Below are 21,477 nucleotides of genomic sequence, written 5' to 3'. Positions count from 1 at the left end.
AATAGAAAGTTCAGTTTCAGGAACTGAGGGCCGGTTTTCAACTGAAGCTGTGGTACAACCATTGAGGCTGAAATGAGCTATAATCAGAAACAGGTCGTTGATGCGCTGCGCGCTTTTGAGCGTGGCGAAATTGTTGTGGTCATGGATGATGATGGGCGCGAGAACGAAGGCGATCTGATCGTTGCAGCCGTTCACTGCACGCCGGAAAAGATGGCCTTCATCGTTCGTTACACGTCGGGCATCGTCTGCACGCCAATGACGCGTGATGAAGCCAAGCGTCTTAATCTGGCGCCGATGGTAGCGGAAAATGAGTCCGCTCACACAACGGCTTTCACGGTCACTGTTGATTATCGCCACGGCACCACCACTGGCATTTCGGCTGAAGACCGCACGCTCACTGTACGCAATCTCGCAAACCCGAATGCCGGTGCTTCGGATTTTGTGCGTCCTGGCCATATTTTTCCGCTGATCGCCCGCGAAGGCGGTGTGTTGATGCGCTCCGGCCATACGGAAGCAGCTGTTGACCTCTGCAAGCTCGCAAATCTCCCGCCAATTGGCGTGATCTGCGAATTGATCAATGATGATGGCACAGTCATGCGTGGCCCTGATGTGACGGCATTTGCTGAAAAGCACACGCTGCATCGCGTTACGGTAGCTGATCTCATCGCCTATCGTCAGCGCAAGGAAACGCTGGTCAAGCGCATCAGCGACGCGCCAGTGAAAACCTGTGCAGGCCCAGCCCATGCCTATACCTACGAATTGCCTTGGGAACCGATGCAGCATGTCGCTGTTGTCTTTGGCGATATTCGTGATGGCGAAGAAGTGCCTGTCCGTCTGCACCGCGAAGACGTGATCAATGATGTTTTCGGCAGCAGTGGCAACAATCTCGACGCGATTATGAAGCGTATGGGCAAGGAAGGTCGTGGCGTTCTGGTTTATCTGCGCGAAGGTTCTGTCGGGGTTCGTGCAGATCACCGCGATGCGCGTGCGCGTGAAGCGCTGCTTGGCGAACACGAAGCCCATGCGGAAGCTGTTGCTCGCGAAGAAGAATGGCGCCAGATCGGTCTAGGTGCGCAGATTCTCAAGGATCTCGGGATTACGTCAATTGTGTTGCTGGCTTCGCGTGAGCGCCATTATGTTGGTCTTGAAGGTTTCGGCATCAATATCGCCCGCACCGAAATCATCTGACACAGTGTTGTCGGCTAAAGATGCTACAGGATCGCAATGACAACACGGCTTTACTGGCATCCTACCTATCTTGAACATATCGTGCCGCCCGGACATCCCGAGCGGCCCGACCGCATTCGTGCGCTGATGAGCGAGCTGGAAGGACCGGATTTCTACCGTCTCGACCGTGTGGAAGCGCGGATGGCATCAGAAGATGCCATCCTGCTCGTGCATCCTGAAAGCTATGTCGACGAAATCCGTAAGCAAATTCCCGATGGCATAGACGATGAGGAAGCGCCGCAACCGATCAACAAGCTTGGCGTCGATACCTATGTGAGCCCGAAAAGCTGGGAAGCAGCATTGCTAGCCATTGGTGGCGCAAATGCTGCTGTCGATGATGTGTTTTCCGGGAAAGCTGATAACGTCTTTGTCGCTTCACGCCCGCCCGGTCATCATGCCGAGCTGTCAACGGCAATGGGCTTCTGCCTGTTTAACAATGTTGCTATCGCAGCGCGTCATGCGCAGCGCAATCATGGTGCGGAGCGTATCGCAATCGTCGATTGGGATGTGCATCACGGCAACGGCACGCAGGATATCTTCAAAGATGATCCGAGCGTTCTTTACTGTTCGACGCACCAGTTTCCGCTTTTTCCGGGCACAGGCCGGAAAGATGAGGTGGGTGTCGGTAACATCGTCAATGCTCCGCTTTCGCCCAATACCGGCAGCCGGGAATTTCGCGAGGCATTTAATAGTCGTGTATTGCCTGCTTTGGACAACTTCCGGCCAGATTTGATCCTTATTTCGGCTGGCTTCGACGCGCATTTCCGCGATCCTCTTGCCGAGATCAATCTCGATGAATCGGATTTCGATTGGGCGACGGGCAAGCTCATGGAACGTGCTGAACGGTTCTGCAATCACCGACTGGTGAGTGTGCTTGAAGGTGGATATGATCTTGAGGGCTTGTCGCAGTCCGCGTCTTCTCATATTACGCGGCTGTTGAAAGGATAAACCATGGTAACCGAACCGTCCAACACCGACATTGCAGTTATGAGCTTTGAGGATGCCTTGAAGCAGCTTGAGAAGATCGTCGATGATCTGGAGCGGGGCGATGTGCCGCTGGAAGAATCCATCCGCATCTATGAGCGTGGCGAAGCGCTGAAGAAGCATTGCGATACGCTGCTCAAATCTGCAGAAGACAAGGTCGAGAAAATTCGCATTGGCCGTGACGGTCAGCCAGCGGGTACAGAACCGCTCGACGCTGAATAAATCTCAGACTTAAAACATCGCCTTGAGCTGGGCGGCGTAGGGCGCAAGCACGCCGCTCAGGAGATAGGGCCCTAGTCCCCAGACAAGTGTCCAACCTGCAGCGCCAATCACATTGGCAGCCAAAAAATGCATAGGGTTCATTTTCATGGAACCTGCGACAATGCCGTTTAATTGTCTAAGCAGGACGACAAAGCGCGCTGTCGCGACCACATAGATACCCTTGCTCTCAAACATTTTCTCGAATTTATCGAGACGCTCCGGCGTCAGTTTCACGTAGTGCCCGTATCGCAGAATGAGCGCGCGCCCGCCAAAGCGTCCAATCGCATAGCCGGTGCAATCACCTAAAACCGCACCAACAAACACCGCCAGAATGACCATCTCGATATTGAGTGTGCCATGCAGCGCTAAGAGCGAACTTGCAATCAATGCGCTTTCACCGGGAAGCGGTGCGCCAAAAGACTCGAAATAGACGATGACGAAAAGGGCCAGCGCGCCATAGGCGGCGATATAAGGCTCAATAAAGCTCATTCGGAAACCACGCTAAACATAAAAAGGCTCCGGCGCGAACCGGAGCCTAAGCACTATAGTTGGTTTTGTTAGCCGATGGAACGCTTGCCGGTGATCTTGTGGTAAGCCCACAAGACGATAATGGAACCGATAATTGCAATGATCAGGCTCATTGGATCAAATGCGCCTGTGACGCCTCGACCGAAAAGAGCGGAAGAAAGAACGCCGCCAACGATTGCTCCGACAATGCCCAAAGCAATGTCGAAAAACACTCCCTGACCGCTTTTATTGACGATTTTGCTGCCGATGAAGCCGGCAATCAAGCCTAATATAATCCAGCTTATTACAGACATCTAATATCTCCGATTGCGAAAATAAGGTTTTGCATCAGACAGTTAGAAAATTTTCACAATAGTTTCGATTTGGCAAGGTATAATGCTTGTCAAAGGCGGAAACTTATTTCACCTTAACTTATCGCGTGTGAGAAAACCACAGCGACCAACAGGGAGTATCGTGTGATGGGAAGTTATGACGACAATTCCAACAATTCGCCGATCCCCGGCGGCAGCCTTGCCAAGCCGGTTCTGATCGCGCTCGGTGCGCTTCTGGTCGGCAAGATGCTGAAAGGGCATAGTGAGGAGCCTGAACAGCCAGCTTCCATTCCAGACCAGTCTGCTCCTCAGCAGGCGGATAACGGTGGCGGTCTGCTTGGCGGTATTCTGGGTGGCCTCGGTGGTTTGCTGGGTGGTGCGCTCGCAAGTGGCGGTGCAGCTTCCGCACCGACTGCTCCCGGTCCACTTGGCGGCGGCTTAGGCGGTCTTCTCGATCAGCTCAAACAGGCAGGTCTTGGCGATAAGGTGGATTCCTGGGTTGGGCAGGGCAGCAATCATCAGATTGAACCGGGTCAGCTCGGAGACGCACTCGGCCAGAAGACGTTGAGTGAAATCGCTGCTCATGCAGGGATTGATCAGCAGGAATTGCTTAATCAGCTATCGCAGGTTCTTCCGGGGCTGGTGGATAAGCTCACGACCAACGGACAGGTGCCAGACACAAACGAATTGTCGCGCCTGTTGCACAATCGCTAATACGGTCTTATTTTTCTACATCACGCACCGGCAAACGGCTTGCCGGTGCGCTTTTATTTGGTGGCAGTCCGATGAGTTTTTTCCCTTGTCCTGATCCGGTTCTTGGCGACAAGACTTCCGTAGATGCAATCGAAACTCTGGTCATTCCGCGTACGAGCGATATTGGAGGGCTGGAAGTGCGTCGAGCTTTGCCGACCGTACGCAGGCGTCTGGTTGGGCCTTTCATTTTCTTTGATCGCATGGGACCTGCAGTTTTAAAGGATGGCGATGCGCTTGATGTCCGCCCGCATCCGCATATCGGCCTATCTACCGTGACCTATCTTTTCGATGGTCATATCCGCCATCGTGACAGCCTCGGCACGGAAATGGTGATCAAGCCGGGCGATGTGAACCTCATGACGGCAGGTCGTGGCATTGTCCATTCCGAGCGTTCGCCTGAAGAAGAACGCAATGGTCCGCTGTCGATTTCCGGCGTGCAGACATGGCTTGCGCTGCCGGAACAATTTGAAGAAGCCGATCCGCATTTTTATCATACCAATTCGCCCGATCTGCCACTGATGGAAGATCGCGAGTTTAACGGGCGTTTGATTATCGGCTCGCTGCATGGCGTTTCATCGCCGGTGATCCAGCACGCAGAGACACTTTATGCCGATATTGAAGTGTTGCCTGGAGGGCGCTTTCATATCCCGCCGACTACGGAAGAGCGTGCTATCTATACGCTGCGCGGCAATGTCGGCATTGGCGGCGATGTGTTTCCAGCGGACCGCCTGCTGGCTTTCCGTCCGGGTGATGATATCGTGGTGCAGGCTGGCCCTGACGGCGCGCACTTTATGCTATTTGGTGGAGCCGCACTTGGTTCCAAGCGATATGTCTGGTGGAATTTCGTTTCGTCTTCCAAAGAGCGTATTGAACAGGCCAAAGAGGAATGGCGCACTGGACGCTTTGATATTGTGCCGGGCGATGAAGAAGAATTCATACCTTTGCCGGAATGATGGAGCATGTCCAGTAAAAGTGCGAAGCGGTTTTGCGTTGGATAATGCGACAAAACAAAAAGCCGCCGCATAGGACAACATGTCTCGCTGGGCACAATGTGATCTTTGGTCCGCTTGATCTGCGTATAATGCTGCTATACCGACAAACCAAAATCTTACCAGAAACAGGTTGTTTCAATGTCCCGACCCATTACCCCGCTGCTCGACAAGGTGCCAACGCCTGATGCCTTGCGCGAATTGCCGGAACAGGATTTGCCAAAGCTTGCGGAAGAACTGCGCGCCGAACTGGTCGATGCGGTCTCCACCACTGGTGGACATCTGGGGGCGGGGCTTGGCGTGGTGGAACTGACCATTGCGCTGCATCACGTCTTTAACACGCCGCATGATCGCATCATCTGGGATGTCGGCCATCAGGCCTATCCGCATAAAATCCTGACCGGACGCCGCGACCGCATCCGCACGCTGCGTCAGGAAAACGGTCTGTCTGGTTTCACCAAGCGCGCTGAAAGCGAATACGATCCATTCGGTGCCGCGCATTCCTCGACCTCCATTTCGGCAGGTCTTGGCATGGCTGTTGCCGCGGATCTTTCTGGCGAAAAGCGCAATGTGATTGCGGTCATCGGCGATGGCTCCATGTCGGCTGGCATGGCCTATGAAGCGATGAATAATGCCGGTGCACTTGATGCGCGCCTCATCGTCATTCTCAATGACAATGACATGTCGATTGCCCCGCCGACAGGTGCCATGAGCGCCTATCTGGCGCGTCTGGTTTCTGGCAAGACCTATCGCAGTGTGCGTGAGGCCGCAAAGCAGGTTGCCAAGAAACTGCCGAAGTTTTTGCAGGACAAGGCGCGCAAGTCGGAAGAGTTTACGCGTGCGTTCTTCACCGGCGGCACGATGTTTGAAGAGCTTGGCTTTTACTATGTCGGGCCAATTGATGGTCACAACCTCGACCATATGCTGCCGATCCTGAAAAACGTGCGTGACACGCAGGACGGCCCCGTGTTGATCCATATGGTAACGCAAAAGGGCAAGGGCTACGCGCCTGCCGAAGCTGCTGCCGACAAATATCATGGCGTGAACAAATTCGACGTCATCACTGGCAAGCAGTCGAAGCCACCGGCAAATGCGCCAAGCTATACCAAGATTTTCGGCACAAGCCTTATTGAAGAAGCGCGTCACGACGACAAGATCGTCGCTGTTACGGCAGCCATGCCGACCGGAACCGGCCTTGATCTCTTTGGCGAAGTCTTCCCGAAACGCGTCTTTGACGTGGGCATTGCCGAGCAACATGCGGTGACATTTGCTGCGGGCTTGGCATCTGAGGGCTATAAGCCATTCTGTGCGATTTATTCGACCTTCCTTCAGCGCGGCTATGATCAGGTCGTGCATGATGTGTCGATCCAGAACCTGCCCGTGCGTTTCCCCATCGACCGTGCTGGTCTGGTGGGTGCCGATGGCCCAACCCATGCAGGTTCGTTTGACACTGGCTTCCTTGCGGCGCTTCCGGGCTTTGTGGTGATGGCGGCGTCTGACGAAGCCGAACTGCGCCATATGGTGCGCACGGCGGCGGAATATGATGAAGGCCCGATTTCTTTCCGCTATCCGCGTGGCGATGGTGTCGGCGTGGAACTGCCGGAACGTGGCTCTGTGCTCGAAATCGGCAAAGGCCGCATCGTGCGCGAAGGCACCAAGGTGGCGCTTTTGTCATTTGGCACGCGCTTGCAGGAATGCTTGGGCGCCGCTGATGAACTGGCCGCTGCTGGCCTTTCTACCACGGTTGCCGATGCACGTTTTGCCAAGCCGCTTGATCATGATCTCATCCGCCGTTTGGCGCGTGAGCATGAAGTGCTCGTCACGATTGAAGAAGGCGCTGCGGGCGGCTTTGCTGCCCATGTGCTGCAATTCCTGGCGACCGATGGTCTGCTGGACCGTGGCCTCAAGGTGCGCGTACTGACCCTGCCAGATACCTATCAGGATCACGCCAAGCCGGAAGTCATGTATGCCAATGCCGGTCTTGACCGCGCTGGCATCGTGCATACGGTCTTTGCAGCATTGGGCCGCGAAGAAATCGCGACACCTTTCCGCGCCTGATTGATGAGCGAAGCATCATTGGATAATCGCCCGCGTCTTGACCAGTTGCTGGTTGACCGCGGGTTGTTCGCCACGCGCTCGCGTGCGCGTGACGCCATTCAGCGCGGCACGGTGAAGGTTGACGGCAAGCCCGTCACCAAGCCGGGGCAAAATGTTCTGCGCTCAGCAGAACTGAGCGTCGATGATCCCGCAAGCGCCTATGTCTCGCGCGGCGCACTGAAACTGCTCGCGGCACTCGATCATTTCCATCTCGATGTGAAGGGCGTGACCGCGCTGGATATTGGCGCATCGACCGGCGGCTTTACACAAGTGCTTCTGGAGCGCGGCAGCAATCATGTCATCGCCATTGATGTTGGGCATGATCAGTTGCACGAAAGCCTCCGCAATGACCCGCGTGTGACCAACAAGGAGGGCGTCAATGCCCGTGCGCTGGATTTCAGCCACCTTGATGGCCGCGATATTGGCTGCGTTGTTTCGGATGTGAGCTTCATTTCGTTGAAACTCGCTTTGCCACCGGCATTGGCCTTGGCGCAAAAAGATGCTATCTGCGCGCTTCTCGTAAAGCCGCAGTTTGAAGCCGGGCGCGAAGCCATCGGCAAAGGTGGCATTTTGCGTGACCCGAAAGACGGCGAACGCATTGCGGAAGAATTGAAATCATGGCTTGAGACGCAGCCCGGTTGGCGCGCGCTCGGCCTTTGCCCGTCACCCATCCAGGGCGGTGACGGCAATCGTGAATATCTCTTGGCAGGAAAGAAAGATCTATGACGACGCCAGCAACTGGGCAAGTAACAATCCGCTCGATGGGTGCGGGCGGCGATGGCGTCGCCAATCTTCCCGATGGTCAGCTCTTTGTGCCTTTCACACTGCCCGGCGAAGTGGCCAATGTGGCGCGCGATAAGAACCGCGCGACAGTGATGGCACTGCTTGAAGCCTCCGCTGAGCGTAAGGACCCAGCCTGCCAGCATTTTGAAGATTGCGGTGGCTGTGCGCTTCAGCATTGGCAGGATGAACCTTACCGCGCATGGAAGCGCGAGCTGGTGGTTTCAGCCTTAAAGGGCAGGGGCCTTGAGGTTGAAGTCGATGAGCTGGTCGCTTGCCAGCCACAGTCGCGCCGCCGCGCAACCTTTGCCGCGCGCAAGACGGAAAAGGGCGTGCTGCTCGGCTTTAATCGCCATCAGAGCCACGAGATCATCGATATTGTCGAATGCGCCGTCACGGTGCCGGAAATCATCTCGCGGCTTGATGATCTGCGCGAAGTGGGCGCGCTGATTGCGCCCGGTTCCAAGCCGTTCAAACTAGCGGCAACCGTAACCGCATCGGGCCTTGATCTGGCAGCAAGCGGCTGCGGTACGCTGAGCGACGAGCAGCGCCGCGCACTGACCGCGCTTATGATGAAAAAGAATTTTGCGCGCCTGTCGCATGAAGGCGAAATCATCGTCGAACCAAAGAAGCCTGTCATTCATTTTGGCAAAGTGCCGGTTCCTGTTCCGCCGGGTTGCTTCTTGCAGGCAACGGTCGATGCAGAAGAAGCGATGGTATCGCTCGTACAGGCGCATCTTGGCAAGGCCAAGCGCGTTGCAGACCTGTTCTGTGGCGTGGGCACATTCGCGCTGCGCATTGCAGAAAAGAGCGCGGTCCACGCGATCGAAAACGATGCAGCAGCTTTGGCGGCGCTTGATCGCGGTATCCGCCATGTGCAGGGCTTGAAGCCTGTCTCAGTCGAACGCCGCGACCTCTTCCGCCGTCCGCTGATGCCAAAAGAACTGCTGCCTTACAATGCGGTGGTTTTTGATCCGCCGCGCGCGGGTGCAGAAGAACAGGCGCTGGAACTGGCTAAATCCAAGGTGGAGAAGGTTGTCGCGATCTCGTGCAACCCGGTGACGCTGGCGCGTGACCTCGCCATTCTGGTGAAGGGCGGCTACCGCATCACCCGCGTCACGCCGATTGACCAGTTCCTCTGGTCGCCACACGTCGAAGCCGTGGCGACGTTGGTGAAGAAGTAGTCGTCTTATGTAGGGTCTTGCTTTTGGGATTTTAGTAGATCATTGCCGTAACTCTCAAGGCACCAGTCACAGAATTCCTTCGCCAGAGGGAATTGTAGACGGCTTTTTAAGCTTCTCACCCAATGTGAGTATTCATCTTTGGGCAAGCAGCTTGCGCCGTATATGAACGATGGTTGTGCCCATGATTGAATTTCGTTGACACGCGACTTCTTTGATCGGAAGTAATTTACGTCTTTTATTCTCCACCTAAGGAGATGAATTTGGCGAATATCCAATGTTCCAGTTAAGCCGTCCAGTCTTCTGATGTCTGCAGGAGTGTACTGAACTATATCTCGGACACCGAGTTCTAAAAACCACGCGCGTCCACAGTCGAGTGGCCTCATGCTTTCTGATAGTATTAGCTGAACAAGTTCTCCAGATATATTTTCAAAACCAGCTATTCCATTCAGGGTAAAATGTTCCAACAGTAGACAGATATCTTTTGCAAAAGGAAGTAGTATATTTAAATTATCTCGAACATACTTGGCTATTGATTCATTGGCCGTTAATCGCATTGCGTGCAGAACGATTCTAATTGCTCCCATATCCCAATATTGTTCAGAAATGAGTGTCTCTAATTCTTTCACGAGATCTTTAGTTACTAAAAGATCTAATGCTTCTTCATCTAATTCGTCATTTGCATAAGCTGCCCAAAAAAGACGCTCTATCGCCCATTCCGACTTTTCTGTCGCTTCTGACTCTGGAGGAGATAAATTATCTAAGAAATTCTTCCAAGGAACAACGTTAGTTTTTTGGTTATTTAATGAAAGCCCTTCATTTTCGGTGAGGTGCTTGGCTAAGAAAGCAAGTGCAGCATAATGACTTTGATTTTCTCTAGTTAGTATGACCATATCATCAACATATCGAGAATGCCAATAACCTTCTGAAATTAACGCCATATCCATGTCATGTAGTGCTGCCTCCGCAAGTAGACGTGTTGCATCCATGCCGACGGGTATTCCAAAGGATTGTCCGCCTCGCCAAATACTTAGGAATTTTTCTATTTTTTTTACCGTAGCCGTCTTTCCAGAGAGGCTAACTAGGATGTTCTCTAATCTATGCCGATATATGCGCATGTAAAAATCAGAAATGTCCGTTCTGATGGCGTAATCAAAATCCTCAAGTAATAATAGGTTCGAGAAATTTGCTTGCCATTCTCGGAAGTTGCGATCTGGAATAAATAGAGGGCCGTCGGTTGCTGGATTTTTACGATAGGAAAAAGCGTGGCCATCCTCAACGGGTGTTCGGGCTTTTTCTACTTCGTCAAATATGCTGCACACTAAAGCAGTAAAAATAATGGTATCACTCGGGTAGGGTTGATGAGCTACACGAAAGCCATACCTAGTCTTCGGAATAAGAGATTCTATGAGGCTCAGCGGAGAATGATTACTAACATCTATATTTGCTAGCGCATCAATAATGCTTTCTCTTTTATTTTTATAAAACTTTAGTTCAAAAGGAAATGGAAATATATCTGTGTCGCCATTTTGGGTAATATGATCTAACGCAAAACCAATGGTATGTTTGTCTATTTTCAATTTATGGCCCCCAATATAAGAAAATCATTCTTTGAGAACCTTTATGGGCGGTTATTATAATTTCAATGTTTGATTATGAGTTTGTCTGAAAAATTGCATCATAAGCTCATGTTTTGAATATTTTGATGGTTATGAACGGTTCTTGCAGGAAGATACTAATCAAATCTATCCCAAAGCCCAATCAACCGCCGCTTCCGCATGCAGCCGTGTCGTGTCAAACACTGGCACGGGGCTGTCGTTTTGGCCAATCAGCAGCATGATTTCGGTGCAGCCGAGGATGATCGCTTCCGCGCCGCGCTCGACCAGACGCTGGATCACCGCGCGGTATTTTTCGCGTGAGGCATCGCGCACTTCGCCTACAACCAGTTCCTGATAGATGATGTCATGCACGGTTTTGCGGTCGGCATCGTCGGGCGTCAAAACTTCAAGCCCATGCCTGGAGGCGAGGCGGCCTTTGTAGAAATCCTGCTCCATCGTGAAAGCGGTGCCGAGAAGGCCTACTTTGGAGAGGCCTTGGGCTTTTATCTTTTCTGCAGTCGGGTCTGCAATGTGCACAAGCGGGATCGACGTGGCGCGTTCAATGTCAGCGGCCATTTTATGCATGGTGTTGGTGCAGATGAGGATGAAATCTGCGCCGCCTTTTTCAAGGTTTTGCGCGGCTTCAATCATCAGCTTTGTCAGTTCGTCCCATTTGCCCTGATGCTGGAGATGCTCGATTTCAGCAAAATCCATCGACCACATCAGGCTTTTGGCCGAATGCGTGCCACCAAGCCTTGCACGGATTTCCTGATTGATGATGCGATAATATTCCTGCGAGCTTTCCCAGCTCATCCCGCCAATCAATCCAATCGTTTTCATCAAGCCCTCCCGGATATAATGAAGGGCGGATCGCTCCGCCCTTGTTCTTCAATCACGCGTAATAGTTCAGTGCGGTGATTACATCTTTTCGATGATTTTTGGATCGCCTTCATGCACGCGGCCATTGGCAGCGAGAATCGCAGGCACGATATCTTTGGCCTGATCGATCACCAGCGGCTTCACCTGATGCGCTGTGTGCAGGAAGCCCTCATTTGTCATGTGCTCAAGCAATGTGAGCATTGGCTGCCAGAAATTGTTGATATTGGCGAAGACCATCGGTTTGCGATGCTTGCCAAGCTGCGCCCATGTCATCATTTCCACGATTTCTTCAACCGTGCCAATACCGCCGGGAAGGGTGACGAAAGCGTCAGACTTCTGGAACATCAGATGCTTGCGCTCGTGCATGTCGCCGACGATGATGAGTTCGGTCAGCTCCTGCGCCTTTTCAAGGCTTGCTTCCTTGTCGAGCAGGAATGTCGGGATGATGCCGGTGACTTCGCCACCAGCTTCCATCACACCCTGCGCAACCGCGCCCATGATGCCGCGCGTGCCGCCGCCATAAACAAGGCGAATGCCGTGTTCTGCAAGGGAACGACCGAGCGTCAAACCTGCTTCACGATAGATTGGATTTAAGCCCGTTGAAGAGCCGCAATAAACACAAATGGATCGAATCTCAGACATGATTTCTTGTGCGCCTTTGGCGTTTGAGCGTCAAGCTTTGGCTAGACTTTTCAAGCCAGACCTATAACTCTGGAAAGGTAAAATTTTGACAGGGAGTTCGATGGCATGAAGAAATGGATTTTGTTGGCAGGTCTTTCGCTGGCTGCATCGAATGCATCGGCAGGTGAGATCACGATCCAGCTCCCTGACGATATTGATGTGACTGTAAATTCAGTGCTCTACAAATGCGGTGATCAGAATGTTTCTGCAACCTATTACAATGCGGGTGATAACTCGCTTGTTGAGCTTGAAATGGAAGATAACTCGGTTATCGCAGCCAACGTCCTTTCCGGTTCCGGTGCTAAATATGCGGGCGGGATTTACGTCTGGTGGACCAAAGGTGAAACTGCGGATTTGTATAATCTGATGGATGATCCGGAACAAGAAAAGCCGATCAGCTGCAAGGAAGAGTAATTTCACAGCAATAATCATTCGGATAGCGCTCGCAATTCGGCTCAACTTCTTGTGAGGTGCAGAAAAAAGCGATAAACCCGGAGGTTAATTTATCTCTTGTGGGTTTCGGGCCGAATGCAAAACTATAGATATGGGGTTATCGGTGTTCTTCTCGTCCTCGTTCTTGGCGGGGGCGCGTATTATTGGAATTCTCTGAAAGAGCAGGCTGTTACGTCGGATTCGGACGTTGCTGCAAAGGCTCCTGAAACCGGCAGTTTGCCAAAGTCTGCTGAGACGCAAACGCCCGCTGCAACACAAGAGTCAGAAAAACCAGCCGATGCTCAGCCGCAGCAATCGACTGAACAGCCTGCGCCAGAGGCAGCAAAAGAAGCGCCGAAAGAAGCGAAAGTTCCGGTCTTCGATATTCTGCGCGTAGAAACAGATGGTTCTGTCGTAATTGCCGGTCAGGCTGCTGCGAATGCCGCCATCGAAATCATTTCCGGTTCCAAGGTGCTGGGGACGGCTAAGGCCGGTGAAAACGGCGACTTCGCTATCGTTCTCGATCAGCCGCTCGAACCGGGCGATCACCAGTTGGTGCTGCGTGCTGGCGGTGAGGGCGGCAATGTTGCAACCTCTGCGCAAACTGCGATTGTTTCCGTTCCCGATAATAGCAACGGTCAAGTATTGGCACTCGTTGAAGAGCCGGGCCAGGCCAGTCGCCTGATCACCAAGCCAGAAGCCCCAGCTCAGCAAACGACCGCTGCAACCGCGCCGGATGCAGCTCCTACCGAAACCGCGCCGCAGGCTAAGCCTGATCCCGATGCGCCGATTGCCATCGAGGCTGTCGAGATTGAAGGGGACAGGGTCTTTGTTGCAGGTAAGGCCAATGGTCCGAAGGATGGAAACAGCGTTGTTGTGAACGCCAATGATATCATGCTTGGTGCCAGCCCGATTTCGCCGGAAGGTCGTTTTCTGGTGCAGAGCCAGAAGCCCCTCGCAGTGGGCGACTACATTATTCGTGCTGATCTTCTCGATAGCTCTTCTCGTGTGATTGCCACAGCGCGCGTGCCTTTCCGCCGCGAAGCTGGCGAGAATGTTTCGGCTGTTGCATCGGGAACTGGCGATCAGAACTCCAGTGCGGGAGAAGCAGCCAGCGCCACACCTTTGCAGAAGGTGGAAGGCTCTGTGATCATCCGCAAGGGTGATAATCTCTGGACGATTTCGAAGCGAACATATGGTCAGGGTACACGATACACGACGATCTATCTCGCGAACCGCGATCAGATTCGTAATCCTGACCTGATCTTGCCGGGGCAGGTCTTTGTAATGCCACAACAGCCGCTCGGTGATGACGAAGTGCAGCGCCGACTGCAGGATTCCGCAAACTGATATAAATCGGCAATATCTGTTTTGTGAACGCAGTGTCCTTTAGAAAGGATGCTGCGTTATCTTGCCTTTTTGAGTATAATCGTATATCGTCGATTTACGATGAATATTTCACTCGAGACAATGCCCGATGTTTTTCCGGGCGTAGACGACGACCTTGCGGCGCGTATTTATGCAGCGCTCGGTCATCCCGTTCGCATTCACATTCTCCGGCAGCTGATTCTTGAAGATGCCTGCTGCTGCAAGGATATTGTCGGCCGTCTCGACCTCGCTCAGTCCACGGTATCGCAGCATCTCAAGGTTCTCGTACAGGCCGGCCTTATCGACTATCGGCCCGACCGCCAGACTTCACGCTACAGCGTCAACTGGCAGCAATTGTCCATCATTCGTTCGCATCTCGCAGCCTTTCGAAATGGCTGCTGCGAAAAAACTGTCTGATTTGAAAGAAACATCATGAGTTCCCCCAAAACTGTTTCTGCCGATTCCGGCGAAACGTTCAAAACATTGCGAAATCTCTGGCCCTATATGTGGCCATCTGAACGCCCTGATCTGCGCATGCGCGTGGTTTGGGCGACGTTCTATCTGGTGATTTCCAAGATCGTTCTGATCCTTGTTCCCTATTTCTTCAAATGGGTGACGAATGCACTGAATGGACAGCTTTCAGCGCCCGATTACATTCCGCTGATCCTTACCGGCGCGGTCATGCTGGTGCTCGCCTATAATGCGGCCAAGATTATTCAAGCGGGACTCAATCAGCTTCGCGATGCGCTGTTTGCCAGTGTCGGCCAATATGCGGTGCGTCAGCTTGCCTATAAAACCTTCGTGCATATGCACCAGCTTTCGCTCCGCTTCCATCTGGAGCGACGCACGGGTGGTCTCTCACGCGTGATCGAGCGCGGCACCAAGGGCATTGAAACGATCGTTCGTTTCACGATCCTCAACACGTTGCCGACCATTCTTGAGTTTGCGCTGACGGCGGTGATTTTCGCCTTCGCCTATGGCTTTTCCTACTTGCTGGTAGTTGCTGCAACCGTATGGGCCTATACGTGGTTCACGATCAAGGCGAGTGACTGGCGCATCAATATTCGTCGTGAGATGAATGATTCCGACACAGATGCCAACACCAAGGCCATCGACTCGCTACTCAACTTCGAGACGGTCAAATATTTCGGCAATGAGACGATGGAAGCCAAGCGCTTCGATGCGTCGATGGCGCGCTATGAAGATGCCGCGACAAAAACCTGGACTTCGCTCGGCTGGCTGAACTTTGGTCAGGCTGTGATTTTCGGTGTTGGTATGGCCATTGTCATGGTGATGTCGGCGCGCGAAGTGCAGGCGGGTACGCAGTCGCTTGGTGATTTCGTATTCATCAACGCGATGTTGATGCAGCTTTCCATTCCGCTCAACTTCATCGGTTTCATCTATCGTGAAATCCGTCAGGGCCTGACTGATATTGAGCAGATGTTCGACCTCCTCGATGTACAGCAGGAAGTGCAGGACAAGCCAAGCGCTGAACCGCTTGATGTGGACAAAGGCGCAATCCGCTTCAACGATGTGCATTTCGCCTATGACGCCAACCGTCCGATCCTCAAAGGTGTCAGCTTTGAAGTGCCGGCGGGTAAGACGGTGGCGATTGTCGGTCCGTCAGGTGCAGGTAAATCCACGATCTCGCGTCTTCTGTTCCGCTTCTATGACGTTCAGTCCGGTTCGGTGACGATTGATGGGCAGGATGTGCGCGATGTAACGCAGGAGAGCCTGCGCAAAGTCATCGGCATGGTCCCGCAGGATACTGTGCTGTTCAACGACACGATAGCCTATAACATTCGTTATGGTCGCACCGATGCGAGCGATCAGGAAGTGGAAAAGGCAGCCGAAATGGCGCAGATTTCCGGCTTTATCAAACATCTGCCGGAAGGCTATCAGGCGATGGTTGGCGAACGCGGCTTGAAGCTTTCAGGCGGTGAAAAGCAGCGTGTGGCAATTGCTCGTACGATCCTGAAAGCGCCGCCAATTCTTATTCTGGATGAGGCTACATCGGCACTCGATACTGCGACCGAGCAAGAAATTCAGTCGGCGCTCGATATCGTCAGCCGTGGCCGCACAACACTGGTGATCGCGCACCGTTTGTCGACGGTTATTGGTGCGGACGAAATCATCGTGCTCAAGGAAGGGCTGATTGCCGAACGTGGTACGCATAGGGCGCTTCTGAAGCAGGATGGTCTTTATGCTTCGATGTGGAACCGTCAGCGTGAGGCTGATGAGGCAGAAGAACGCCTGCGTCAGGTCCGCGAAAGTGACGACATGGGCGTTGTCACGCGTGGTGCGCCTGCTGCGGAGTAAATAATTGCTTGTTAAACCAAACACCTGTGACCTTTGCTCATAGGTGTTTGGTCAGGCCTGAGCGTAGATGAATTTCTCAAAGCTTGATGCTCAGCATTTTAATGCTTTGGATTAGTATATGATCACGAACCCTGACAGTCGTGAATAAATTGCGAAATACGTTTCGATTTTAAACGGGATGAGGTAAAACCGGGCCAAGCGTCGCATCGTGCCGTTGATCAGGGGAGATTTTCGGCAAAGCGGTGCGCATATAATTCACTAGAACGCATGGTGTGTCGGCGAGACATGCCGCGTTCCAGAAGGAAAAACGATGAGCCTGTCTGATACCATTCGTAACACTTTCGTGCCGATCCATCGTGAAGGTTATCCGTTTATCGCGGGCTTCTTCGTGGTTTCGCTCATTCTGGGCTGGCTGTGGAACCCGCTGTTCTGGATTGGTCTCGTTCTGACCATCTGGTGCATTTATTTCTACCGCGATCCTGAGCGTGTGACGCCAATCGCCGACGATCTTGTGATCAGCCCGGCTGACGGCAAGGTTTCTTTTGTTGGCCCGGCAGTGCCGCCAGCGGAGCTGGATCTCGGCGCAGAGCCGCTGATGCGCGTGTCGGTGTTCATGAACGTGTTTTCCGTTCACATCAATCGTGCGCCAGTGCGTGGTCGTATCGAGAAGATCTTCCATCGCCCGGGCAAGTTCCTCAATGCAGAACTTGATAAGGCCAGCACCGAAAACGAGCGCAATTCCGTTCTCATCGACAGTGCAAACGGCAAGGTCGGCGTTGTACAAATCGCAGGTCTGGTTGCCCGCCGTATTGTCTGCTGGTCACGCGAAAGCGACAATCTCTCGGTCGGTGAGCGCTTCGGCTTGATCCGTTTCGGCTCACGCGTTGATGTTTATCTGCCAGCCGGTGCATCGGTTCGCGTTGCTGTCGGCCAAACCGCTGTGGCTGGCGAAACGGTTCTTGCGGAATTCGGTAGCGAACGCTTTGAACCTGTGGTGCGGATCGCCTGAGCCGATGGAAACACCATTCCCACCCTTCGAGCCTAATGGCCGCGTGGATTCATCCCGCGGCCCAAGACTGTCGCAGATTCCTCTGCGCATCGTAATTCCGAATGTCATCACGGTTCTTGCCATCTGTGCAGGCCTGACTGGCATTCGTCTGGCATTTGAGCACCGCTTTGAACTCGCGGTAACGATGGTGCTGATCGCGGCGTTTCTAGACGGTATTGATGGGCGCGTCGCTCGCATGATGAAAGGCTCGTCGAAATTCGGTGAGCAGATGGATTCGCTGGCTGATATTGTCAATTTTGGCGTCGCGCCTGCATTGGTGCTTTATGTTTTCGTACTTGATCAGGCGCGTTCCTTCGGCTGGATTGCGGCGCTGCTCTACGCCATTGCCTGCTGCCTGCGTCTTGCCCGTTTCAACGTGATGCTGGAAGACCCGAACCGCCCTGCATGGCAGAGCAATTACTTCATCGGTGTGCCTGCACCAGCAGGTGCCATGTTGGTTCTGTTGCCCGTCTATCTGGGCTTCCTTGGGCTGACACCCAGCAAGGGGCTGGCTTTCGGTGTTGCGATCTACACAGTTGCCATTGCTTTTCTGTTGGTCAGCCGCTTGCCGGTTTATAGCGGCAAGTCCGCCGGTAGCCTCGTGCGCCGCGACATCGTCATGCCGCTGATCCTCATGGTGGTGATTTATGTGGCATTTCTGATGAGCTTCACATGGCACACGCTGACACTGACAGCGCTAGCCTATGTTGCCTTTCTGCCGCTTAGTCTGCTGGCATGGAACCGTCGTGAAGCAGCCGATAAGAAGGCCGCTCATGAAAACGAGCCGTCAGAAGAAGTCTGACGGTACGTTTTGGAGAATAAAATTTACGCGCTCCTGAACCGTTGATTTCGGCAGGAGCGCGATTTCATATCCAAACTGCTGATATGTCTGCTCCATCGCATCAAATGTGCGTTTCGCCTCATCGAAGTCCTGTTTGCGCTCGGCGTCCTGATCAAAAATTTCTGCCCATGGTGGAGCGAGAAACACCGTTCTGTTATATCGAATCGTGGACGCTGCTTGCCGAATGTGTTCAGGCACCGGCAATCCACAAAGCGTGAGATAGCCGATAACATCAGGCACACCGCGATCAAAGAACACCGGTCCTTCGTTGTTGCCGGCAAGATCGTAAGAGCGCATCTCCCATGAAAGCATCAGTTCCGCAAACAAGGCGCGATCTGCCCATGGCAGTGCTTTCCCGCCGATTTCTACCTGATGCTGAATAATGGCGCGACCTGCTTCGACACTGCGTGCGAAGCCCTGTTTCTCCAGAGCATCGATGAGTGTGCTTTTGCCTGATCCGGGTCCGCCACTGATAATGATAAAGCGCTGATAGTCGTGAGACATTGGTCCTCCAGTAAAATGGGAATGTACGCGTGCATAAGCGCGCGAAGGTACAGTCTTGTCTGGGGGGAAGGTCCGTTTTAAAAATGGGCCAGAAAGGTCGGCAGGAGCGGAATATTTAGAGCGCATCCCGAAAAGTGCGAAGCGGTTTTCGGAAAAAGATGCGCGTAGAAATAAATAGATAGAGCATTTCCAATAACTCAATCAAAACAGTAAATGCTCTAGAAAGGATAAGTCCGGCCTTGGCATCGTGCAAGGCCGGATCTGCAAAAATCAGGACGGCATATGATAGTCGAGGAAGCGATCCTGACGCACATCGTAAAGCTTGCCGGTAACATCAAGGTTCGGATCGGCTAGTTTGACGATCTTCTCGGCGACTGACTGTGGTGTTGGCAAAGTTTCCGGATCTTCTCCCGGCATTGCCTGCGCACGCATGGCGGTGCGGGTTGCGCCTGGATTAACTGAGTTGACCTTGAGCTTCATCTGCTTGGCTTCTTCCGCCCAGCAACGCGCCATCACTTCGACTGCGGCCTTGGAGGCGGCATAAGGGCCCCAGAATGCGCGGCAGGAGTGAGCAACACCTGATGAGAGCAGGATTGCACGTCCAGCATCAGATGCACGCAGCAGCGGGTCTGTGGTGCGGATGAGGCGCCATACGCTGGTCACGTTGACATTCATAACCTTGTCAAATGTCTTGGCTTCGACATGGCCGATGGGGGAAATCGTGCCAAGGACGCCAGCATTTGCAACCAGAATATCGAGTTTACCCCAGCGCTCATGAATGGAGCCGCCGAGACGATCAATCGCTTCCATATCGGTAATATCGAGCGGAACGAGCGTGCTGGTGCCACCGATCTTACGAATTTCGTCGTCAAGTTCTTCCAAACCACCAACAGTACGTGCAACGGCGATCACATGAGCGCCGCGCTTTGCAAGCTCAAGCGAAAGAAAATATCCAATACCGCGTGATGCACCTGTTACCAAGGCAATACGGCCCGTAAGGTCGCCCTTAAGGTCAGTTGTCATTCTACCCCCAATTTCGTGCTGGAACATGAAACAGGCGGCCTTTTGGGCCGCCTGCGTGAAGACTATCGATCAGCCGTTAGAAGCGAGAAGCGACAACGTGTGAACGTTGCTTTCGCCTTCCTGATCGACAAGACGGGTTGGATATTCACCCGTGAAGTAGTGATCGGTGAAGGCGGGCGCCTTCGGATCACGAGGTTGTCCACCAACGGCCTGGTAAAGTCCATCGATTGACAGAAATTCCAGCGAATCTGCACCGATATAGCGGCACATCGCTTCGAGACTGTCATACTGGTTCGCCAGCAGCTTATCACCGTCCGGTGTGTCGATGCCGTAGAAGTCTGGATGGAAGATCATCGGGCTTGCAACGCGAATATGCACTTCCTTGGCGCCTGCATCGCGGATCATCTGAACGATCTTGACCGAAGTGGTTCCACGCACGATGGAATCATCCACCAGAACGACGCGCTTGCCTTCGATCATCGCACGATTGGCAGAGTGCTTGAGCTTAACGCCAAGCGCACGGATTTGCTGCGTCGGCTCAATGAAGGTACGACCGACATAGTGATTGCGGATGATACCATACTCAAACGGAATGCCGCTGGCCTGTGCAAAACCAAGGGCTGCAGGTGTGCCGCCATCCGGCACAGGGACAACCACGTCAGCTTCGATTGGCGATTCTTTCGCCAGTTCCATGCCCATGTTCTTGCGCGCAACATAAACGCTGCGACCGCCAACAACCGAGTCAGGACGTGCGAAGTAGACATATTCAAACAAGCAAAGGCGTTCCGGCTGCGGATTTTCGGCCTTGATGCAGTCAGTCGTGATCGAGCCATCTTTCTGGATTTCACAGATGATGACTTCGCCGTTTTCCACGTCGCGAATATATTTCGCGCCGATAATGTCGAGAGCACAGGTTTCCGAGCAGAAGATCGGCTTGCCGTCGAGTTCTCCCATGACGAGGGGACGAATGCCAACCGGGTCGCGCGCCGCAATCAGCTTCGTGCGCGTTAGCGCCAACATGGCATAACCGCCTTCGACCTGACGGATTGCATCGACAAAACGCGCGCTCGAGGAAGCTTGACGCGAACGAGCGATCATATGCAGCACAACTTCGGTGTCCGATGTTGCCTGGAAAATGGCACCGGACGCGATCAGCTGCTTGCGCAGCGTAATGCCATTGGTGAAATTGCCGTTATGCGCAATGGCGATGCCGCCAACTTCCAGCTCTGCGAAAAGTGGCTGCACATTACGCAGGATTGTTTCGCCGGTGGTGGAATAACGCACATGGCCGATGGCGCGATCGCCGGGCAAACGATTGAGCGTCGAAGCATCGGTGAAGTGATCTCCAACCAGCCCCATATGGCGCTCCGAATGGAAGCGGCGGTTGTGGTAGGAAACAATACCGGCGGCTTCCTGTCCGCGATGCTGAAGGGCGTGCAGACCAAGCGCTGTCAGCGCTGCCGCGTCCTCATGGCCGAGAATACCAAATACACCACACTCTTCATGCAACGTATCATCGTCCAGCATAAAGGAAGTTTCGTCATGCGATTGTTGGAACATCGTCCGCAAGGCCTTTCGATTGCGGTTTGTTAAAAGCGGTATTTACAGGAAAAGGCGTCACTTTAAAAGCGGTCCGTTTCACCTGCGTCATTTTCAGCTCTCAATATAAGGAT

General features: G+C 53.3%; 22 protein-coding genes. 14 read left to right on the top strand and 8 right to left on the bottom strand.

Annotated features, from left to right (window positions below; all coding sequences use genetic code 11):
* Window positions 1-72 precede the first annotated feature (72 nt).
* Genes ribB through QSJ70_RS20905 form a run of 3 tightly spaced genes read left to right on the top strand, consistent with a single transcriptional unit; the run spans window position 73 to window position 2,433 of the window.
* The gene (ribB, locus tag QSJ70_RS20915; protein ID WP_007873757.1) at window positions 73-1,188 is read left to right on the top strand and encodes a 3,4-dihydroxy-2-butanone-4-phosphate synthase; all 1,116 of its coding nucleotides are present in this window, start codon (window positions 73-75) and stop codon (window positions 1,186-1,188) included.
* A 36-nt stretch (window positions 1,189-1,224) separates the two neighbouring features.
* Window positions 1,225-2,175 carry a histone deacetylase family protein gene (locus QSJ70_RS20910; protein ID WP_007873759.1) on the top strand — a complete coding sequence of 317 codons (951 nt, stop codon included), beginning with the start codon at window positions 1,225-1,227 and terminating at the stop codon, window positions 2,173-2,175.
* 3 nt (window positions 2,176-2,178) lie between these two features.
* Entirely contained in the window at window positions 2,179-2,433 is a 255-nt protein-coding gene (locus QSJ70_RS20905; RefSeq protein ID WP_007873761.1) for an exodeoxyribonuclease VII small subunit, read from the top strand.
* Window positions 2,434-2,442: 9 nt separating this feature from the next.
* On the opposite strand, the gene QSJ70_RS20900 is transcribed toward QSJ70_RS20905, so the two are convergent.
* Window positions 2,443-2,961, bottom strand: coding sequence for a DedA family protein (locus tag QSJ70_RS20900; protein WP_064320253.1), 519 nt, complete (start codon window positions 2,959-2,961; stop codon window positions 2,443-2,445).
* Between the two features lie 68 nt (window positions 2,962-3,029).
* Entirely contained in the window at window positions 3,030-3,293 is a 264-nt protein-coding gene (locus tag QSJ70_RS20895) for a GlsB/YeaQ/YmgE family stress response membrane protein (RefSeq protein ID WP_007873766.1), read from the bottom strand.
* Window positions 3,294-3,458: 165 nt separating this feature from the next.
* Between QSJ70_RS20895 and QSJ70_RS20890 the strand changes: the two genes are divergently transcribed.
* The 5 genes from QSJ70_RS20890 to QSJ70_RS20870 all read left to right on the top strand — a co-directional run bounded on the left by QSJ70_RS20890 (window position 3,459) and on the right by QSJ70_RS20870 (window position 9,114).
* The gene (locus QSJ70_RS20890) at window positions 3,459-4,025 is read left to right on the top strand and encodes a YidB family protein (RefSeq protein WP_064320254.1); all 567 of its coding nucleotides are present in this window, start codon (window positions 3,459-3,461) and stop codon (window positions 4,023-4,025) included.
* Between the two features lie 71 nt (window positions 4,026-4,096).
* A complete protein-coding gene (locus tag QSJ70_RS20885; protein ID WP_285539271.1) occupies window positions 4,097-5,017 on the top strand; it encodes a pirin family protein in 921 nt (306 codons plus the stop codon).
* A 177-nt stretch (window positions 5,018-5,194) separates the two neighbouring features.
* Window positions 5,195-7,111 carry a 1-deoxy-D-xylulose-5-phosphate synthase gene (dxs, locus tag QSJ70_RS20880; RefSeq protein WP_285539269.1) on the top strand — a complete coding sequence of 639 codons (1,917 nt, stop codon included), beginning with the start codon at window positions 5,195-5,197 and terminating at the stop codon, window positions 7,109-7,111.
* Between the two features lie 3 nt (window positions 7,112-7,114).
* On the top strand, window positions 7,115-7,876 hold the full coding sequence (locus tag QSJ70_RS20875) for a TlyA family RNA methyltransferase (protein ID WP_285539267.1): 762 nt from the start codon (window positions 7,115-7,117) through the stop codon (window positions 7,874-7,876).
* Window positions 7,873-9,114, top strand: a complete 1,242-nt coding sequence (locus tag QSJ70_RS20870) for a class I SAM-dependent RNA methyltransferase (RefSeq protein WP_285539265.1) — start codon at window positions 7,873-7,875, stop codon at window positions 9,112-9,114. Before QSJ70_RS20875 ends, QSJ70_RS20870 begins: the two co-directional genes overlap by 4 nt.
* A 5-nt stretch (window positions 9,115-9,119) precedes the next feature.
* On the opposite strand, the gene QSJ70_RS20865 is transcribed toward QSJ70_RS20870, so the two are convergent.
* From QSJ70_RS20865 to QSJ70_RS20855, 3 genes are all read right to left on the bottom strand, one after another.
* Complete coding sequence (locus QSJ70_RS20865; RefSeq protein WP_285539263.1) at window positions 9,120-10,691, bottom strand: RNA-directed DNA polymerase; 1,572 nt, start codon at window positions 10,689-10,691, stop codon at window positions 9,120-9,122.
* A 165-nt stretch (window positions 10,692-10,856) separates the two neighbouring features.
* On the bottom strand, window positions 10,857-11,549 hold the full coding sequence (locus tag QSJ70_RS20860; protein ID WP_285539262.1) for an aspartate/glutamate racemase family protein: 693 nt from the start codon (window positions 11,547-11,549) through the stop codon (window positions 10,857-10,859).
* Between the two features lie 78 nt (window positions 11,550-11,627).
* Window positions 11,628-12,230 carry an LOG family protein gene (locus QSJ70_RS20855; protein ID WP_200635419.1) on the bottom strand — a complete coding sequence of 201 codons (603 nt, stop codon included), beginning with the start codon at window positions 12,228-12,230 and terminating at the stop codon, window positions 11,628-11,630.
* 105 nt (window positions 12,231-12,335) lie between these two features.
* Between QSJ70_RS20855 and QSJ70_RS20850 the strand changes: the two genes are divergently transcribed.
* From QSJ70_RS20850 to pssA, 6 genes are all read left to right on the top strand, one after another.
* A complete protein-coding gene (locus QSJ70_RS20850) occupies window positions 12,336-12,683 on the top strand; it encodes an MliC family protein (RefSeq protein ID WP_285539257.1) in 348 nt (115 codons plus the stop codon).
* Window positions 12,684-12,797: 114 nt separating this feature from the next.
* Window positions 12,798-14,051, top strand: coding sequence for an Ig-like domain-containing protein (locus QSJ70_RS20845; RefSeq protein ID WP_285539255.1), 1,254 nt, complete (start codon window positions 12,798-12,800; stop codon window positions 14,049-14,051).
* Between the two features lie 99 nt (window positions 14,052-14,150).
* Entirely contained in the window at window positions 14,151-14,486 is a 336-nt protein-coding gene (locus QSJ70_RS20840) for an ArsR/SmtB family transcription factor (RefSeq protein WP_285539253.1), read from the top strand.
* A 15-nt stretch (window positions 14,487-14,501) separates the two neighbouring features.
* On the top strand, window positions 14,502-16,388 hold the full coding sequence (locus tag QSJ70_RS20835; protein WP_105518242.1) for an ABCB family ABC transporter ATP-binding protein/permease: 1,887 nt from the start codon (window positions 14,502-14,504) through the stop codon (window positions 16,386-16,388).
* A 310-nt stretch (window positions 16,389-16,698) separates the two neighbouring features.
* Window positions 16,699-17,397: a phosphatidylserine decarboxylase gene (locus tag QSJ70_RS20830; protein WP_285539251.1), complete on the top strand. Its 699-nt coding sequence runs from the start codon at window positions 16,699-16,701 to the stop codon at window positions 17,395-17,397.
* A gap of 4 nt (window positions 17,398-17,401) precedes the next feature.
* Complete coding sequence (gene pssA / locus QSJ70_RS20825; RefSeq protein WP_285539248.1) at window positions 17,402-18,238, top strand: CDP-diacylglycerol--serine O-phosphatidyltransferase; 837 nt, start codon at window positions 17,402-17,404, stop codon at window positions 18,236-18,238.
* On the opposite strand, the gene QSJ70_RS20820 is transcribed toward pssA, so the two are convergent.
* From QSJ70_RS20820 to purF, 3 genes are all read right to left on the bottom strand, one after another.
* Complete coding sequence (locus tag QSJ70_RS20820) at window positions 18,224-18,781, bottom strand: AAA family ATPase (protein ID WP_285539246.1); 558 nt, start codon at window positions 18,779-18,781, stop codon at window positions 18,224-18,226. The genes pssA and QSJ70_RS20820 overlap by 15 nt on opposite strands.
* Window positions 18,782-19,051: 270 nt before the next feature.
* A complete protein-coding gene (locus tag QSJ70_RS20815) occupies window positions 19,052-19,804 on the bottom strand; it encodes an SDR family NAD(P)-dependent oxidoreductase (protein WP_112813337.1) in 753 nt (250 codons plus the stop codon).
* A gap of 69 nt (window positions 19,805-19,873) precedes the next feature.
* Window positions 19,874-21,364, bottom strand: coding sequence for an amidophosphoribosyltransferase (purF, locus tag QSJ70_RS20810; RefSeq protein ID WP_079211579.1), 1,491 nt, complete (start codon window positions 21,362-21,364; stop codon window positions 19,874-19,876).
* Between the last annotated feature and the right edge of the window lie 113 nt (window positions 21,365-21,477).

This window comes from Brucella sp. NBRC 12950, assembly GCF_030268145.1.
In the GTDB taxonomy this organism is placed as follows: Bacteria; Pseudomonadota; Alphaproteobacteria; order Rhizobiales; family Rhizobiaceae; genus Brucella.
This window is presented reverse-complemented; position numbering and strand designations above follow the sequence as displayed.

Coding starts and splice junctions, on each gene's coding strand:
- QSJ70_RS20890 (WP_064320254.1), top strand. CDS start 3,459: ATGGGAAGTTATGACGACAATTCCAACAATTCGCCGATCCCCGGCGGC.
- dxs (WP_285539269.1), top strand. CDS start 5,195: ATGTCCCGACCCATTACCCCGCTGCTCGACAAGGTGCCAACGCCTGAT.
- QSJ70_RS20855 (WP_200635419.1), bottom strand. CDS start 12,230: ATGTCTGAGATTCGATCCATTTGTGTTTATTGCGGCTCTTCAACGGGC.
- purF (WP_079211579.1), bottom strand. CDS start 21,364: ATGTTCCAACAATCGCATGACGAAACTTCCTTTATGCTGGACGATGAT.
- QSJ70_RS20895 (WP_007873766.1), bottom strand. CDS start 3,293: ATGTCTGTAATAAGCTGGATTATATTAGGCTTGATTGCCGGCTTCATC.
- QSJ70_RS20830 (WP_285539251.1), top strand. CDS start 16,699: ATGAGCCTGTCTGATACCATTCGTAACACTTTCGTGCCGATCCATCGT.
- QSJ70_RS20870 (WP_285539265.1), top strand. CDS start 7,873: ATGACGACGCCAGCAACTGGGCAAGTAACAATCCGCTCGATGGGTGCG.
- QSJ70_RS20860 (WP_285539262.1), bottom strand. CDS start 11,549: ATGAAAACGATTGGATTGATTGGCGGGATGAGCTGGGAAAGCTCGCAG.
- QSJ70_RS20845 (WP_285539255.1), top strand. CDS start 12,798: ATGCAAAACTATAGATATGGGGTTATCGGTGTTCTTCTCGTCCTCGTT.
- QSJ70_RS20820 (WP_285539246.1), bottom strand. CDS start 18,781: ATGTCTCACGACTATCAGCGCTTTATCATTATCAGTGGCGGACCCGGA.
- QSJ70_RS20910 (WP_007873759.1), top strand. CDS start 1,225: ATGACAACACGGCTTTACTGGCATCCTACCTATCTTGAACATATCGTG.
- QSJ70_RS20835 (WP_105518242.1), top strand. CDS start 14,502: ATGAGTTCCCCCAAAACTGTTTCTGCCGATTCCGGCGAAACGTTCAAA.
- QSJ70_RS20815 (WP_112813337.1), bottom strand. CDS start 19,804: ATGACAACTGACCTTAAGGGCGACCTTACGGGCCGTATTGCCTTGGTA.
- QSJ70_RS20885 (WP_285539271.1), top strand. CDS start 4,097: ATGAGTTTTTTCCCTTGTCCTGATCCGGTTCTTGGCGACAAGACTTCC.
- QSJ70_RS20840 (WP_285539253.1), top strand. CDS start 14,151: ATGAATATTTCACTCGAGACAATGCCCGATGTTTTTCCGGGCGTAGAC.
- ribB (WP_007873757.1), top strand. CDS start 73: ATGAGCTATAATCAGAAACAGGTCGTTGATGCGCTGCGCGCTTTTGAG.
- QSJ70_RS20850 (WP_285539257.1), top strand. CDS start 12,336: ATGAAGAAATGGATTTTGTTGGCAGGTCTTTCGCTGGCTGCATCGAAT.
- QSJ70_RS20905 (WP_007873761.1), top strand. CDS start 2,179: ATGGTAACCGAACCGTCCAACACCGACATTGCAGTTATGAGCTTTGAG.
- pssA (WP_285539248.1), top strand. CDS start 17,402: ATGGAAACACCATTCCCACCCTTCGAGCCTAATGGCCGCGTGGATTCA.
- QSJ70_RS20875 (WP_285539267.1), top strand. CDS start 7,115: ATGAGCGAAGCATCATTGGATAATCGCCCGCGTCTTGACCAGTTGCTG.
- QSJ70_RS20900 (WP_064320253.1), bottom strand. CDS start 2,961: ATGAGCTTTATTGAGCCTTATATCGCCGCCTATGGCGCGCTGGCCCTT.